The organism is Bombella sp. ESL0378, assembly GCF_009725845.1.
Classification (GTDB): domain Bacteria; phylum Pseudomonadota; class Alphaproteobacteria; order Acetobacterales; family Acetobacteraceae; genus Bombella; species Bombella pollinis.
This window is the reverse complement of sequence record NZ_WNIF01000008.1, coordinates 1-15,749: the sequence shown is the minus strand read 5'-3', so window position 1 is coordinate 15,749 and position 15,749 is coordinate 1. Positions and strand designations below refer to the sequence as shown.

At 50.4% G+C, this 15,749-nt stretch carries 15 protein-coding genes and 1 tRNA gene; 9 read left to right on the top strand and 7 right to left on the bottom strand.

Going from position 1 to position 15,749, the window contains the following annotated elements; genetic code table 11:
- Positions 1-16: 16 nt before the first annotated feature.
- The gene (locus GM556_RS06545; protein ID WP_155579619.1) at positions 17-1,015 is read right to left on the bottom strand and encodes an RluA family pseudouridine synthase; all 999 of its coding nucleotides are present in this window, start codon (positions 1,013-1,015) and stop codon (positions 17-19) included.
- Here GM556_RS06545 and GM556_RS06540 point away from each other — a divergent pair.
- The gene (locus GM556_RS06540) at positions 999-1,409 is read left to right on the top strand and encodes a hypothetical protein (RefSeq protein ID WP_155579618.1); all 411 of its coding nucleotides are present in this window, start codon (positions 999-1,001) and stop codon (positions 1,407-1,409) included. The genes GM556_RS06545 and GM556_RS06540 overlap by 17 nt on opposite strands.
- On the opposite strand, the gene GM556_RS06535 is transcribed toward GM556_RS06540, so the two are convergent.
- Positions 1,401-1,730 carry a helix-turn-helix transcriptional regulator gene (locus tag GM556_RS06535; RefSeq protein WP_155573770.1) on the bottom strand — a complete coding sequence of 110 codons (330 nt, stop codon included), beginning with the start codon at positions 1,728-1,730 and terminating at the stop codon, positions 1,401-1,403. The two genes, GM556_RS06540 and GM556_RS06535, sit on opposite strands and share 9 nt — an antisense overlap.
- 129 nt (positions 1,731-1,859) lie before the next feature.
- On the opposite strand from GM556_RS06535, the gene GM556_RS06530 reads away from it, so the two are divergent.
- On the top strand, positions 1,860-2,945 hold the full coding sequence (locus tag GM556_RS06530) for an alkene reductase (RefSeq protein ID WP_155579617.1): 1,086 nt from the start codon (positions 1,860-1,862) through the stop codon (positions 2,943-2,945).
- 72 nt (positions 2,946-3,017) lie between these two features.
- On the opposite strand, the gene rlmB is transcribed toward GM556_RS06530, so the two are convergent.
- Positions 3,018-3,821, bottom strand: a complete 804-nt coding sequence (gene rlmB / locus GM556_RS06525) for a 23S rRNA (guanosine(2251)-2'-O)-methyltransferase RlmB (protein ID WP_155579616.1) — start codon at positions 3,819-3,821, stop codon at positions 3,018-3,020.
- A gap of 75 nt (positions 3,822-3,896) precedes the next feature.
- On the opposite strand from rlmB, the gene GM556_RS06520 reads away from it, so the two are divergent.
- A tRNA-Tyr gene (locus GM556_RS06520) sits at positions 3,897-3,982 on the top strand.
- A gap of 29 nt (positions 3,983-4,011) precedes the next feature.
- Here the strand turns inward: GM556_RS06520 and GM556_RS06515 are convergent.
- Positions 4,012-5,907, bottom strand: coding sequence for a P-loop NTPase fold protein (locus GM556_RS06515; protein WP_155579615.1), 1,896 nt, complete (start codon positions 5,905-5,907; stop codon positions 4,012-4,014).
- 157 nt (positions 5,908-6,064) lie between these two features.
- Here GM556_RS06515 and GM556_RS06510 point away from each other — a divergent pair, with 157 nt between their 5' ends.
- On the top strand, positions 6,065-8,599 hold the full coding sequence (locus tag GM556_RS06510) for an excinuclease ABC subunit UvrA (RefSeq protein WP_155579614.1): 2,535 nt from the start codon (positions 6,065-6,067) through the stop codon (positions 8,597-8,599).
- A 46-nt stretch (positions 8,600-8,645) separates the two neighbouring features.
- Here GM556_RS06510 and GM556_RS06505 read toward each other — a convergent pair whose 3' ends face one another.
- The 3 genes from GM556_RS06505 to GM556_RS06495 form a co-directional block, all read right to left on the bottom strand.
- Complete coding sequence (locus GM556_RS06505) at positions 8,646-9,713, bottom strand: NAD(P)-dependent alcohol dehydrogenase (protein ID WP_155579667.1); 1,068 nt, start codon at positions 9,711-9,713, stop codon at positions 8,646-8,648.
- 111 nt (positions 9,714-9,824) lie between these two features.
- Complete coding sequence (locus tag GM556_RS08805) at positions 9,825-10,745, bottom strand: AraC family transcriptional regulator N-terminal domain-containing protein (protein WP_370513608.1); 921 nt, start codon at positions 10,743-10,745, stop codon at positions 9,825-9,827.
- 45 nt (positions 10,746-10,790) lie between these two features.
- Positions 10,791-11,378: an NAD(P)H-dependent oxidoreductase gene (locus tag GM556_RS06495; protein ID WP_155579612.1), complete on the bottom strand. Its 588-nt coding sequence runs from the start codon at positions 11,376-11,378 to the stop codon at positions 10,791-10,793.
- Positions 11,379-11,607: 229 nt separating this feature from the next.
- Here GM556_RS06495 and GM556_RS06490 point away from each other — a divergent pair, with 229 nt between their 5' ends.
- From GM556_RS06490 to GM556_RS06470, 5 genes are all read left to right on the top strand, one after another.
- On the top strand, positions 11,608-12,438 hold the full coding sequence (locus GM556_RS06490) for a response regulator transcription factor (RefSeq protein ID WP_196424783.1): 831 nt from the start codon (positions 11,608-11,610) through the stop codon (positions 12,436-12,438).
- 17 nt (positions 12,439-12,455) lie between these two features.
- The gene (locus tag GM556_RS06485; RefSeq protein ID WP_155573762.1) at positions 12,456-12,983 is read left to right on the top strand and encodes a flagellar basal body-associated FliL family protein; all 528 of its coding nucleotides are present in this window, start codon (positions 12,456-12,458) and stop codon (positions 12,981-12,983) included.
- A gap of 16 nt (positions 12,984-12,999) precedes the next feature.
- Positions 13,000-14,175 (top strand): flagellar motor switch protein FliM, encoded by a 1,176-nt coding sequence (gene fliM / locus GM556_RS06480; protein ID WP_155579611.1) that lies wholly within the window; start codon positions 13,000-13,002, stop codon positions 14,173-14,175.
- Complete coding sequence (locus tag GM556_RS06475; RefSeq protein WP_155573760.1) at positions 14,159-14,755, top strand: hypothetical protein; 597 nt, start codon at positions 14,159-14,161, stop codon at positions 14,753-14,755. The genes fliM and GM556_RS06475 overlap by 17 nt, the downstream gene beginning before the upstream one ends.
- Positions 14,756-14,869: 114 nt before the next feature.
- Positions 14,870-15,749 (top strand): flagellin (locus GM556_RS06470; protein ID WP_155579610.1); only part of this gene is annotated, 880 nt, incomplete at its 3' end.

Sequence of the window (15,749 nt, the reverse complement as noted above, 5' to 3'; positions counted from 1 at the left end):
AAGTTATATTGATGAATTATGCTTTAAGGCTCCCCATTAATGCCTGAAAATCCTCCGGCAAAGGGGCGGTAAAATGCAGCATTTCCCGTGTGCGGGGATGTGTAAAACCGAGTGTTGCGGCATGGAGGGCTTGGCGGGGAAAGTCCAACGCTTCATCGCGCAGTGTCACGGGGAGTTTGCGCGCCGCAGCGGGGATGCGACGAAGATAAACAGGGTCGCCTAATAAAGGATGCCCATTATGAGAGAGATGCACACGGATTTGATGCGTACGCCCCGTTGCTAAGCGGCACTCCACAAGGGAGACGGCGTTATGAAATGTTTCTTTTGTTTTATAACGCGTTAGGGCCTGCTTTCCCCCTTGGATAACAACGGCCATGCGTTTGCGGTCCCGTTTATCGCGGCCGATAGCCCCTTCAAACTCACCAGCAGGTGGGAGAATCCCCCATGCGAGCGCAAGATAGGCGCGCTCCATCGTGCGGGTAGCAAAGGCTTCGGAGAGCGCTTCATGAGCGAGGGGGGTTTTCGCAACGACCATCACGCCAGATGTATCTTTGTCTAAACGGTGCACGATTCCGGGTCGTTTCTCTCCTCCAATGCCCTCAAAATCAGGCCCGCAATGGCCGAGGAGGGCATTTACAAGGGTCCCCGTTTCATTCCCGGGGGCGGGATGGACCACCAATCCGGCAGGTTTGTTCAAGACGATGAGGTCCCTATCCTCAAAAAGAATATCCAAGGGGATGCTCTCAGCTTGTGGGCGGGCAGGCTCTGGCGGGGGGAGGTGGAGTTCTAGCGTCATTCCTTCTCGTAAGGTGAAGGAAGGGTCTCGCCGTGGGGAGCCGTTGCAGGTAAGGTAGCCTGTCTCAATTAAGGTTTTAACGCGAGAGCGGGATAATGTCCCAATGGCATCGGCCAACATACGGTCGGCTCGTTGTCCTGCTTGGCCTTGCTGAATCGTGAAGGCGTAAAGCATGGCTGCATCAGCAGAGAGAGAATCGGGAATGGAAACATCAGACATGCCGCCTACCCTAGCCGAATCCACAACAAACAGCGAGAGTGTCCCGCCGCGCCCGCCGCGTGCGTTAGTGGCGGCGGTGATTATCATGGGGGTGATGATTATTGTAGGGGCGGCCGCCTTGGTGGGGATTATTATTTACCGCATTGTTCATCATGCCCCTACCCCTGTGGTGAGGCAGGAGGCTCCAGCTCTTTCTTCATCCCTTTCTGGTCCTGCTTTATTAAGCCTACCGCGCCGTGTAGGCGAGCAGGTGACGATGATGTCCGCTCGCCCTGATGGGGCCTTGGCCGTGATGTTAAAGGATGAGCAAGGCAATATGCGCATCGTGTTATGGAGCCCGGAGCAGGCACGCATCATTGCAGAATTAACAATGACACATCCTACGTCACCCTAGGGTCTCTTCCTCATAAGCGGGATAAGCGCGTAAAATACTGCTCATCAAGCCGGGGAAGCGTTCCTCCAACATCGTAAGGCGTAATGTGTTGCGATGTTGGACCCCTTCTACCCGCGTGTGCAAAATCCCTACCTCGCGCAACACTTGAAAATGATGTGACATGCTGGATTTAGGACGCCCGCGGAGGAGGGTTGTGCAGTTTGCTTCCCCCAAATTGTATAAATGATAGATAATGCCCAGACGCACCGGGTCCGCTATAGCGCGGAGGAGCGGGAGGAGGGCAACCTCCTCTGGGGCAGGGTGATGATATAACGTGGCCATGCCTCTCTGTATCGGGAGTCGGAGGGTGTTTTGTCAAGATTGTAGTTCTATATTGATGGAACAATAAGCCTGTGTTAGCCTCAACGGCAGAAGGGACGTTTCTCTTCATGTTTGTTAAAGGAGGACGTTATGGCAACGTTGTTTGAGCCTATCTCTTTTGGGGCTATTAAGGCGGCTAATCGTGTTGTTATGGCACCGCTTACCCGGGCACGGGCGGGCAAAGATGCTGTGCCGACACCTATCATGGCGGAATATTACGCACAGCGGGCGACCGCCGGGCTGATTATCTCCGAGGCTGTGGGGATTTCTCGCCAAGGGCTTGGCTGGGCCTATGCTACAGGCATTTGGAATGACGCGCAGGTAAAGGGCTGGAAGGCCGTCACCGATGCCGTGCATGAGAAGGGCGGTAAGATTGTCTGCCAGCTTTGGCATATGGGGCGGATGGTCCATTCCTCCACAACGGGGGAGCAGCCGGTGGCACCGTCTCCTTCCACAGCACCGGGGCACATCCATACATATGAGGGCAAGGCCCCTTATGAGGAGGCCCGTGCGCTACGTTTGGATGAGATTCCGGGCATCATTGAGGATTACATCAAGGCTGCGCGCAATGCGATGAAAGCCGGGTTCGATGGTGTGCAGATTCACTCTGCCAATGGTTATCTGCTTGATGAGTTCTTGCGTGATGGCACGAACCATCGGACGGATGCTTATGGTGGGTCTGTCGAGAATCGTCTGCGTCTGCTGCGTGAGGTGACGGAAGCTGTCATTAAGGAAGTTGGGGCCGAGCATGTCGGTGTTCGTCTCTCCCCGAATGGCGAGGTGCAGGGCACGATAGATAGCAAGCCGGAAACTGTCTTTATCCCGGCAGCGAAGATGTTGAATGACCTCGGTGTGGCATGGCTGGAGCTGCGTGAATCTAATCCTTCCAGCACCTTCACCTTTGGCGGGGCTACAGAGCAGCCTAAATTATCGCCAGAAATCCGCAAGGTGTTCACCCGTCCGCTGGTGCTGAATCAGGAATATACGCGTGATGAAGCTCTGAAGGCCGTGGCAGAAGGCAAGGCAGATGCTATCAGCTTTGGGCGCGCCTATATTGCTAACCCGGACCTCGTGCGCCGCTTGAAGGAGGATTTACCGTTTCAACAAGATGATATGGCCACATGGTACGGCCCGATTGGGGCGAAAGGCTATACGGATTATCCGTTTGCCAAGTAAAAGCAGGCCATAAAGTATAATGATGGGGTGGTGCTGGGTTTTCTGGCACCACCCCATTTTATATGGCAGCTGTTAGCTGAGGGGGCGGGTCAGCTCGTATAGGGCCACCGCAGAAGCATTGGAGACATTTAGGCTCTCCATCGGGCCAGACATGTAAATGGAGGCAATCTCATCACACGTCTCTCGTGTTAGGCGGCGTAGCCCTGCCCCCTCGGCCCCTAGAACGAGAGCCACACGGCGTTGACCAAGCTGGGTGCGGTCTAAGCGCGTCCCACCAGCATCTAACCCCACGACCCAGAAGCCCGCTTTTTGTAAGCTTTGCAGCGTGCGGGAGATATTCGTTTCCCGAATGATGGGCACAATATCCAATCCGCCAGAGGCCGCTTTGGCCATAGTCCCGGTTTCATCAGGTGTGTGACGGTCTTGCACGATGAGAGCAGCGGCCCCAAAAGCGGCGGCAGAGCGTAGAATGGCCCCGATATTGCGCGGGTCTGTTACTTGGTCCAATACAAGGATAGGGCCGGGGCGGTCGATCACATCCACAAGAGCCGGGTTTTCCAACGGCTCGACATTGAGGCACACCCCTTGATGCACGGCCTCTTTACCGCAGAGGGCATCTAGCTCCTCCCGGCTGACGATGCGCGGTTGATGCGCTGTTTGGGGAAGGGCAGCCTCGGCCTCTTTGGTGGCAAGCAGGGCGTAAATAATGCGCGCAGGGTTGAGGAGCGCGGCCTCCACAGCATGTTGACCATAGAGCCAATAACCCTTGCCAGTAGCGGGAGCCCCGTGCTTGGTCGTGCTGCGGCGGGAGCGATTGCGGGAGAGATTTTGCGCCTCTGGCAAAGCCACACGGCGGGAGGATGATTTTTTAGCCATAATTGCCTATATAATCCTTTAACCACGCATTGACATAGCCCCAAATGCGTATTATCACACGGCCAACCTGAGTACGGAGGGGTGCCCGAGTGGCTAAAGGGGGCGGACTGTAAATCCGCTGGCGTACGCCTACGTTGGTTCGAATCCAACCCCCTCCACCAGGTGTTTTTCTTGGAAAATTATGTAGTTTTTAGTCGGTCAGGGGTTTTCGTGGACCTTCTTCCAGTGTTTTGAGGTGCAGTTCTGTTAAGCGTTTTATAAAAGGATGAGTAGTAGCGTCATCTGCTTTTTCCCGAAGTTTTTGGATGATTGTTTCAAACCATTCTTTTTCGTTTTGCCATTCTTTGTTTTTAGCTTCTTGGAAGCGGAAGTAGAGTTCTCGGAAGATTTTATTCTGTTCTGAGCCTGTTGGTAGTTGATCTATGCATTCCAGAAATTTGTCAGGATCGATATTATGAAGGAAGGGATTATCGTCTGTGGGGAAACGTCTTTGTAAGAAAAGGTTCGTAATTTCAAAAGGTTGATTGTTTTTTATTTTTTCCTCAAAATAGTCCTTAATTTTTTTAAGAAGGTATTTCTTTTTTTTACAGGACAAGATGTCATTTATTTTTTTGATTTTGCTGATATTTTCTTTATGAAATTCCCAAAAATAATCTTTTACATTCCAGATGTCATTTTGGGTAAGAGAAGCGATTTCTTTTGATAAAAGCGAGTCGCAATATCTTTTAGTGTATTTTTCTAAGAGAGTAGCAGAGTCTATATCATTAAAACTGTTTATCTTCATGTTTTTTAGCATAAAATAAACGTCACAAACATGAAGCAGTTCCTTATCGTTTTCTGCAGTTTCTTTTTCGAGATATGAACGAAATTTTCCAATTAGGGAATCATAATGTGTATCGGAGGGTTTTTCATAAATAAAAGCTGAGATCCTTTTCCATATAGGGGTTGTTCTATTGTGAATAAAATAGGAAAGATTATCTTCAAAGTCTTCCTTGTTAAGGATTCCCTTTTCTAGAAGGTAGTATATAGATTCATTTAACATTCTATATACCTTTAATAGGTTGAAATAATTACTTTCGCGTGTTTTTGAGTACGAATCATTATTTACGTCTTCTTTGGAAATGGGACCAACTATTTTTTCAATATCATCATATGTTCTTCCATGTATATTTTTTTCTATGAGAAGTACATATAATAGGCAGAGGATATCAAAAATTATATTGTTATTATCCTCCTGTTTTCCCTTAAAGGATGGAAATAAGTATTTTCCAGAAGATAAGAAAAGTTGTAGAATCCTAATGTTTTCTACATTTGTTTTTTCAAAAAAATCAATGAAATTATTTTCATTTTCTAATAGAAATTTTCCAAAATTATCTTTGTCTTCAGATTTTTTGAGATCTTTTTTGAATTCAGATTCAATAACATCTTTCCAAGTACTTTTAATATCCGGTTGTACCCGTAATGTAAGGTAAACGGTCTTTTCCTTTGTACGTTCATAACGCTTTCTTTCTTCATTATCATCAGTAGCAATTTCTTTTTCATTAGCAACGAGAATAACGCGGTTTTCATGTGATTCTACCAAAGGCTGCACGAGAGCTAATATGTCGGATACGGGCATTTTTGCTCGTTCTACATCATCGAGGACTAGAATACGCTTTTTGAATATTTTGTCTTTGCTCTTTGTCTCTCCAGACATACCTAGAATAACTGAGAGGTCAGTTTTATTGTCATCTAAATGGTATAAATCAATCTTTAAAGTACTTTTCAACAAGCCTTTAAAAACGGTTTTTCCTAGTTCTCCAATCTTGCCGCCAAGTATGGGGTGCATGGCGACATAGATGGCTTGTGTTATTTCCTCGGCATTCTGCATCCCATAGAGGGATACATAGATCATGTTTAGCTCACTATCCGATTCACGGTCCGTCCTCTTTTTGTCAAAAAGACGTTTCACGAGCCATGTTTTACCGCAACCCCATGGGCCATTTAGCATTAAGGCGAAGGGAGGTTTGCTGCTTCCGTAGCAGTATTTATTAAGGACTTCGGCTACATTTGCATTTGGGCCAGCCCATTCGTAATTTTTAGTCATTTGAAAAAACCTCCTCCTTAATAGAATTGACTGTATCAGTTTATTTCGTTCGATAGAAAGATATTTGCCTGAGGTCAGAGGTGCTATTTTACAGGCATCAGGTTGATATAGAATATGCTAGTCTTCCCGCCTCGTTCGCGCAGGGTTGGGAGGCTATATGGCAGGATCGTCATTATCACATCATCAAAAGGCCCTCACAAACATGATTCGTATAGAAGGCGCGCAAGAGCATAATTTAAAGGATGTCTCGTTGGAGGTTCCACGGGGTTGTCTAGTGGTGTTTACTGGCGTGTCTGGGTCGGGGAAGTCCTCTCTGGCATTTGGGACGTTGTATGCCGAGGCACAGCGGCGTTATTTGGAGACAGTCGCCCCCTATGCGCGGCGTTTGTTCCATCAGCTACCCCCGCCAAAAATCCGTAATATCGAGGGGCTACCGCCTGTCATTGCGCTTCAGCAGCAGGCGGGGACAAGTAGCCGGTCCTCTGTGGGGAGTGTGACAACACTCTCTAATCTATTGCGGATGCTCTATTCCCGTGCGGGTACTTATCCCGCTGATGCGCCTATGCTGGAGAGTGACGACTTCTCCGCTAACACCCCGCAGGGGGCGTGCCCGCGTTGCCAAGGTACGGGATGGCTCTATGATGTTGTGGAAGAAAGGATGGTGCCCGATCCGACCTTGACCCTGCGGGAAAAAGCCGTAGCGGCTTGGCCCGGTGCGTGGCAGGGGCAGAATCTGCGGGACATCCTTATGATGCGTGGGATAGACCTCGACACACCATGGCAAGACCTGCCCAAAGCTACCCGGGAGTGGATACTCTATACGGATGAAACCCCAACCGAGCCTATCTATCGGGGGTTGAATTATGCTGAGAGCCAAGCGGCTATCAAACGGGGAGAGCCTGCAACCTATCAGGGAACTTTCGCGAGTGCGCGCCGCTATGTGATGCAGAGCTTCCATGGCTCTAAAAGTGCAAAAATGCGCGCCCGTGCGGCATCCTTCATGCAGGCGACGCGCTGCCCTGTGTGTCATGGGGCGCGTCTAAAGCCTGAAGCTCTTGCTGTGACCTTTGGGGGGCAGGATATTGCGGCCCTGTCTCACCTGCCTTTAGAGCAGCTTTATCATGTGCTGAAGGACCAGCTTGCAGAAAATCAACTGAGTGATGCTCAAGGCCGTGTGATTGAGGAGATTGGCACGGCTTTAATGAAGCGGTTGGAGATTTTGTTGGAGCTGGGGCTAGGGTACCTTCAAACGGACCGCGCTGTGGATAGTCTCTCCCCCGGTGAATATCAACGCTTGCGGCTGGGTACGCAGGTTCATTCCGCTTTGTTCGGTGTGGCTTATGTATTGGATGAGCCTGCCGCAGGGCTGCATCCTGCGGATATTGAATCGCTTTTGAATGTGTTAGGCCGGTTGCCCAAGGCGGGGAACTCCCTCCTTATTGTGGAGCATGACCCGGTGGTGATGCGTCATGCTGATTGGCTTGTGGATATTGGTCCCGGTGCGGGCCGTCATGGGGGGCAGGTGCTTTATAGCGGCCCGCCGGATGGTTTACGGCAGGTGGAGGCCTCCCGTACGCGGCCTTATCTATTTGCCCCGCCACCTTTGGAATGTGGCTCTAGGCGGCCTATAGAGCGGTGGCTTCAGATAGAGAACATTACATGGCGGAACATGCAGAATCTCTCGTTAAAGTTGCCGCTGGGTGTGTTGGTGAGCGTGACGGGTGTGTCTGGCTCCGGTAAATCGAGCTTGGTGAGTCAGGCCCTTGTGAGTTTGGTCAGCCGCGCGCTAGGTCAGGCGATTGAGGAAACGGATGAGCGGCAAGAGGATGATGAGACCGCACCGCTAGTGGGTGAGGCTGTGGAGGCGCAGCCGGAAGGGCAGATTATCGCAGGGTTGGAGCATGTGAAGCGTCTGGCTGTGATAACGCAAAAGCCCATTGGGCGGACGTCACGCTCTAATCTGGCGACATATACGGGTATTTTCGACCATATTCGCAAGCTTTTTGCTGCAACCGATGCTGCCTGCGCGGCAAAGTTGGATGAAAGTAGCTTTAGCTTCAATGTCGCAAAAGGGCGATGCCCGCATTGCGAGGGGTTGGGGACGGTCTCGGTCGGGTTGCTTTTTATGCCCGGTGTGGAGGCCCCGTGCCCGGTTTGTCATGGGGCACGGTATAAGGATGAGGTTCTCGCCATCACGCTGCGGAATAAAAACATCGCTGATGTGCTGGCAATGACGGTGGATGAGGCTTGTAGCTTCTTTGCAGGCGGGGGGATCTTGGCCCGTGGGTTAGATACATTGGTGCAATCTGGGTTAGGGTATCTTCGCCTTGGTCAGCCCGCGCCGGAACTATCTGGTGGGGAAGCGCAGCGTCTCAAATTGGCGACAGAGCTGCAAAAGCGGCGGTCAGCCTCTATGCTGTATATTTTGGATGAGCCCACAACAGGGTTGCATCCCTCAGATACAGACCGGCTTTTAGGGCAGCTGCAAACGCTTGTGGAGCAAGGCCATAGCGTGGTCGTGACCGAGCATAATATGCGCGTTGCGGCAGCGAGTGATTGGGTGATTGATATTGGCCCTGGCAGTGGGGAGAAAGGCGGGCAGATTATTGCTGCTGGTCCACCAGAGGATGTAGCGCAGGACCCTGCTAGCCGCACTGGGCCTTACTTGCGGGCTATTTTAGAAGGCGTCTAAAAAGGTACTGCCCCGCCAACCAATATGGCGGGGCAGGTGAAGTCGTTTAGTCAGCCTTTAACGTGCTCATATCAATGACAAAGCGATAATGCGTATCGCCTTTTTCGAGTTCTTTAAAAACGTCATTAATATCCTGCATGGCAACGGTTTTGGTGTCGGGCAGGATGTTTTTACGGGCACAGAAATTCAGCAATTCTTGCGTTTCACGGATGCCGCCAACGAGGGAACCAGTAATACGACGACGACCATAGACGAGCGGTAGGGTGGTGGTGGTAGGTAATGGGCCAATCTGCCCCACCATGGAGAATGTCCCATCTACATCCAATAAGGGGAGGTAGGGGGTGATGTCATGCTCGACAGGGATGGTATCAATAATGAGGTCGAAGCTATTGACGGCTGCCTGCATGGCCTTGTCATTGCTGGATGCTAAAAGCTTGTCAGCGCCAATGGCGAGGGCGTCTTGTTCTTTTTTATCACTGCGGGAAATGACAGTAACTTCCGCACCGAGTGCTACGGCTAGTTTTACAGCCATTTGGCCTAGCCCGCCAAGGCCGATAACAGCAACGCGCGTACCCGGCCCTACTTGGCAGGTGCGTAGGGGCGACCATGTGGTGATGCCCGCACAAAGGAGCGGTGCTGCCTTGGAGATGTCCAACCCTTTGGGGACTTTAAGGGCGAATTCCTGCCGGACAACAAGATGTTTGGAATAACCGCCCATATTGGGGGTGTTGTCCACCACATCAATACCGCCATAAACGCCATTCATGCCGATGGGATGCTTTTGCCCCTCGCGGCAATATTGCTCCTCCCCTTTGCGGCATTGGTCACAATTTTGGCAACTATCGACCATGCAGCCGACGGCTACAATATCGCCAATCTTATGGCGGGTTACATCCGGGCCTGTCTCGATGACACGGCCAATAATCTCATGGCCTGGTATAGCAGGGTAGGGTGTATGGCCCCAGTCATTGCGGACCCAATGCAGGTCGGAATGACAAACACCGCAATAGAGAATTTCCATCACAACATCGTTGGGGCGAGGGTTGCGGCGGTCAAAATGGAAGGGGTTGAGTGTATCCTCAGCGGAGGTGCAGGCAAAACCGACAGTACGCATAGCCATGATCCTTCATCACGGGGGGTATAATATTGTGAACCATTAAACATTTAGCAGCTTATGGCGAAAGAAGTATATGTTCAATGCAAGAGAGAGGAGGGTAGCTTTGCATTAGAACCAGACATCTTCATGCTGGCGTTTATAAGTCTCTATTCCGATTGTGCGGATATGATGAAGGTCTGCGCGAGGGGAGCGTCCGAAAGTGCGTTTGTAATCACGGCTAAAATGAGAGGGGCTTTCATACCCGACTAAAAAGCTCGCTTGAGCGGCTCCAACATCTTCATGCACCATAAGGCGGCGCGCTTCTTGAAGGCGAAGTTTTGTCCGATATTGGACGGGCGTCATCCCTGTTACTGCGCTAAAGCGTTTGTAAAAGCTGGATTGCCCCATGCCTGCAATTGTGACGAGGTCATGAATCTCAAAAGGCTCATGGAAATGATGACGCAAATGAATGAGGGCACGATTAATGCGTGAGAGGTCACTTTGATTATGAGCAATCTCACGCAAAACATGGCCTTGTTGGCCTTGTAGGAAGTGATAGAGAAGGTCCTTTTTGTAAAGTTTGGCTAAGAAAAGATCGTTTTTGTCCTTGTCTAATAATCTAACAAGCCTAAGCAATGTATCCAGAATATCGTTTGTAATATTGCTCAAGCCCATTGCGGGGGAGGGTGGGGCATAAGAAGATTTAGAGGATGCTAGGGCTGTCTGGGAGGGGGAGGCGGCTTCGATATCATGCAATAGCTCTCGCATTTCAAGTGAGGTGAAGCTGATGCAAAGGGCTAGATAGGGCGCAGAGGCAGAGGCACGTGTGATTTGCCCAGAGACGGGAAGGTTCAATGTAGAGATGAGATAGTGGCTCTCATCATAGAGAATAGGGCGGTTATGCAGATAGAGCACCTTCTCCCCTTGCACAACGATGTAGATGCGCGGCTCATACACAACAAGGACAGGGTCGGTTACTGTTTCGGTCCGATAGAGTGTGAGGAAGTCGAACGCAGTATGAGTAACCGACCCTGTGCAATGGCACGTGATGGCTGCTTGAAGGGGGGCAAGGGGGTGTCGGGGGCATAAAGAAGCTTATAAGGTTAGAATAACACGCTCTAAATGATGCTGATAGGCCGTTGTGATAGCTTCAATATCGGGGTTTTTCATCACATCAGTGGCAAGGAAGGTTGGCAAACGCTCCATCCCAAGGAAGGCATGAGCGCGATAGAAAGGGAATAAAACAGCGTCAATCCCACCACCATGGAAGAATTGATGAGGCTCCTCAAACGCTTCAAGCGGGGCGTTCCATGTCGTAGAGACCATAAAGCGTTTACCTTGCAGAAGTCCCCCCGAGCCGTAGAGTTTGGTTGGGTCATGACGACTACGCCCGTCATTTTTGTAAAAAATACCATGAGCCTCGGTGAAGACCTCATCCATATATTTTTTAAGGGGCCATGGCGTGCCCATCCACCAACCGGGGAATTGGTAAAGGATAATATCTGCTTTTTGGAAGGCCTTTATCTCCTCCTCAATGCTATAATGATGGTCAATAATTGTCTGGCTGATGCTGATGCCAGAGGAGGTGAGAAATGTTGCAGCATAATCCTGCAATGTCTGGTTCAAACGACCTGCGGAATGGGCAAAAGCTTTTGCGCCGTTGATGAGATGGCAATGGGTCATAATTGGAGTCGCCTCGTTAGTTTTCTTTTAACGCTCTATTTCATAACTCGTTACGAAACACGTCAAGGGCTAGGGAAAGCCTAGGGATAGCATGGAAATCTAAAAAATGGCCTTAAATTAAAGGAATATTCTTGTTGCAATTAGAGATTACAAGGTTATTTTAATGTCGTGTTAGCGTTAAGTCTTGATAGCAGGGGAGTGTAAAACGATGACAAAAAGGAAAACTGCCATGCGGTTGATTTGTGTCGGTGATAGTCCGAAGAATATGGATGGTCGCCCCTGTTCTACCCTTTCGGAGGCAGTATCGGAGGGGGGGATCTTCTTGCGGATTTCTGGCCGTGAGGGTGTGTTAAGTGCGTTACGCAATGACCAGTCTGATGTGGCGGTCATCCAGCAGACAAGTCCAGACCCGCTTTTGATTAGAACAATCCGTAATAACCGCTTTAGTCTGCCTATTCTAATTATTGCGCGTAACTTAACAGCTGATAATGTCGCTGATGCGCTTGCAGCAGGTGCGGATGATTGCGTGCCGATTACGGTAGGGCCTGTTGAGCTTTTGGCACGTCTTAAAGCCATTGTCCGGCGTGTGATGGATCATGGCGTGACAAGTCAAATCATCAATGTTGGTCGTCTGACTGTCAAAGAAGATATGCGTGAGGTTTTAGTGGATGATGAAATCCTGCCTTTAACGCAAGGGGAATATGATATTATGTCCCTCATGGTGCGCCGCCGGGGGAGCTTGCTGAACAAGTCTGCTATTCTTTCTACCCTTTATGCAGGGCGGGAGAAGCCTATTAGCAAGACGATTGATGTTATGGTGTGCCGTATTCGCCAGAAATTGCGTTCCCGTGGGATTCAGAAGCCTTTCATCACCAGTTGGGGCATGGGCTATCGGCTGAATGAGGAGGCGTTCCTTCCGTTAGGTGCGCGGGCAGAGGATGGGTATGATGCGGCTCATCATCAAGAGCTGCGGGAATCTAGCATGCCTGTATCTACTGGTTTTGGCGTAACCGCTATGGCAGGTGAAGGCGTGAGCATGCAGCCTGTTCCCCAAGGTTAAGGAGAGGGTCAGGCTGTATGAGTGATGAGACAGAGGCCTCTGTCGCTGGGGCTGAGGAGGATGCCGCTCTTGCTGATGAGGCAAAAGGGAGATCCAAGAAGAAATTAGCCCTGCTTATAGCGATCCCGTTGCTTGTCGTAGGTGGCGGCGTTGGGGCATGGCAGGCGCATCTCCTCCCCTTTGGGAAGGGCGGGGAGAAGGCCGCAGCACATGGCGGGGCTGGGGCAAAAGAGGCCCCAGGGTCGCGTATTTTACTCTCTGTACCGTCTGCCACGGCTAATCTTGATAATGGGGCGGGGCGGACGGTTTACGTCAAAATGACAGCGAGTATTGAGTTTGAAGGTGCAGAGAGTGAGGCGTCTCTCAAGGATCGTTTGCCGGAGGTAGAGGATATTTTCCAAACTTACTTGCATGAGAGCCGCCCCCAAGACCTTCATGGTAGTGGGTTTTATCGCCTACGGGAGGCTTTATTGCGGCGATTGCGCGTTGCCTTTGCCCCGGTAAATGTCAGCAACGTTTATATTACAGAACTTCTAACCCAGTAAGATGGATTAAGACCTAATGGCCGATGAAGATGAGCAGGGACAGGCAGGCCAGCCCACAGCCGATCAGCCTGATATGGGTGAGGCTGAATCAGCCGCAACAACCGGCTCTGGGGATGGTGAGACTGTAGATGAGGACCGCGCGTTAGACCAATCCGCTATTGATGCGATGTTAGGCGATACATTTTCCAACTCTGCCTTGCGGGAGGAAAGTGGCATGGAGCGCATCATAAAGGCCGGTTTTGTGGCCTATGAGCGCATGCCTATGTTGGAGAATGTCTTTGATAGGCTGGTGCGCTTCCTCTCCTCGACATTGCGTGGTTTTACCAATGATAATGTCGATATTACGATGGAGGATATGCGCTCTTTACGGTTTGGGGATTATATGTCTGGCGTGCCGACATCCTCCCTTTTCTCGGTATTTCGCGCAGAGCAATGGCGTAATTATGGTCTGGTGATTTTAGATTCTGACCTTTCCTACGCGATTGTCGATATTTTGATGGGGGCCATCCCCGGCCGTGGGGCCAAAGCGGTGGAAAACCGCCCTCATACCGCTTTAGAGCGGGCATTGATTGAAAAATTGGTAGTCATTACGCTTGCCGACCTTGCTGAGGCATTTACCCCAGTTGGTAAGGTGGATTTGTCTTTTGAGCGATTGGAGGTTAGCTCCAGCCTTGCAGTGATTGCCCGCCCCTCTAATGCAGCGATTGCGGCAAAGTTTCATATTGATATGGGTGATAGAAGTGGGAATATGGAGATTGTTATCCCCTATGCCACGTTTGAGCCTGTACGAGAGAAATTAGCGCAGCAATTTATGGGGGAAAACTTCGGCAGTGATTCAATTTGGGAAAATCACCTCATCTCCGAGATTATGGAAACGAGTGTGACAGTATCCACTGTTTTTGAATCAAGCTCCTTTCCGCTGTCTCAAATCTTAGCGTTAAAGAAGGGCAGCGTGTTGCATTTGCCTTGTAAGGCAGATGCGCCACATAATGTCCGTATGGAATGTGACGGTACGCCTCTTTTTGAGGGCACATTAGGCCGGTTGCATAATATGCAGGCCGTACGGATTGACCAGCGGCTTATCCCACCAGAAGAAGACTTAACACCGGAGCTTTTAGCCTCCCTTGGGGCTATCCCAGCAGAGCATCACATGGCAGGGCAGGAGGGACTTCATCATGTTTCTGGAAAATAGTCAGCTTGTTATTGAAGTCCTTTTGATGATTGTTTTGATAGCGGGGATTATTAGTTCCCGCTTGATCGTGCGGCGGCTAGGTGTCATCCGTGAATCCTATACGGCATTAAATGAGATGGTCTCCACGCTGGATTCCTCCACAGAGCAAGTGACGCATATGTTTGAGCGTGTGCGCCATGAGGTTAATCAGGGCGATAAGCGTCTCTCTGTTTTGCTAGAGCGTGTGCGTAATGCTGAAGAAGACCTGATGGACCATCACAAAATGGCACAAGAATCGACCGATTCGATGGCCGTTTTGTTGAAGAAGGTAGAAGGGCAAGAAACAGAGTTAAAAGAGCATCTTAACGCTGCGCGTGCCCTTTTAGAGCGTTTGGAGGCGCAGCAGGCGGTGTTGGAGCAAGCAAAGCAAGCCGTAGCTTCTGTCAATGCGCCAGTGCAAAGTGTGGAAGATATTGCGGGGGATAATGAGGCCGTGCCGCATTTTTCCGATTCTTTTACGCAAGCTGTGCCGGGGAGCCTGCGTGGCCCGCGCCCTTATATGCGTGGGCGTGAAGCACAACCAAAAGTGCAAGTGGGGTAAGGTTAAGTTATTTTAGGGAAGCTGTGTAATAATCATGTAAAGGTTATGTGGTCTATTAGCCTTGTCAACGATTTGTCGTTGGTCATGACGTATGATGAGTAGGGAGAAAAGGCCATGAGTCTTTCCATTAACACAAACACATCCTCCATGGTCGCCTTGGAGACATTGAACACCACACAGAGTGAACTTGCTAAAACAGAGAACGCCGTCTCCACCGGTAAAAAAGTCGCTAATGCGTCTGATAACCCCGCTGCTTTTGGTATTTCCGCACAGATTGGCGGTGATATTTCCGGTCAGAACGCTGTGAATGATGGGCTGAGCTACGCTTCTCAGATTGTGAGCGCCACCAACTCTGCGGCAAACAGCATCATCAAGGTTCTGCAAGATGTGCAGAACGCCGTCACCACTGTTGGTAACAACCTTGGTAGCACTACGTCCCTTGGCCAGCTTGATAAAGAAATTACTGGCTATATGAAATCCATCGACACAATCGCGCGTAACGCGACGACAAAGGGCATCAACCTGCTCTCTGGTGGTACAAGCGATGGTCTGGGCATTACCTCCAATAGCCTGACATTCGTCAGCGGGGTGCAGGGTGACACACAGACACTGAGCGGTTATGGCACATTAATTGCTGCAACAACCGGTGTGTCTCAGGGTGCAACCCTGACAGAACTTCTGGGCCTGACAGCCGGTGGCTCCGCTGGTGCTGACCCAACAAGCAACGTCTTCCTGACATCCAGTGCAACAGGTGCAAGCTTTGCTGGCTCCTATGCGTCTGATCCGAAGCAGGGCGTCGTGAAGATGATTTCGCAGGTGCAGAAAGCTATTGAGGCGATGACAAACGTCACCTCTGACCTTGGTTCTAACCAGAAGCTTATCGATTCCATGAGCGATTATGGTCAGAAATCTGCCGACTCTTTGACAGCGGCGTCTGGTGCGTTGACTGATGCGGATATGTCCGCTGAGTCTGCTAAGCTGACCTCCCTGCAGA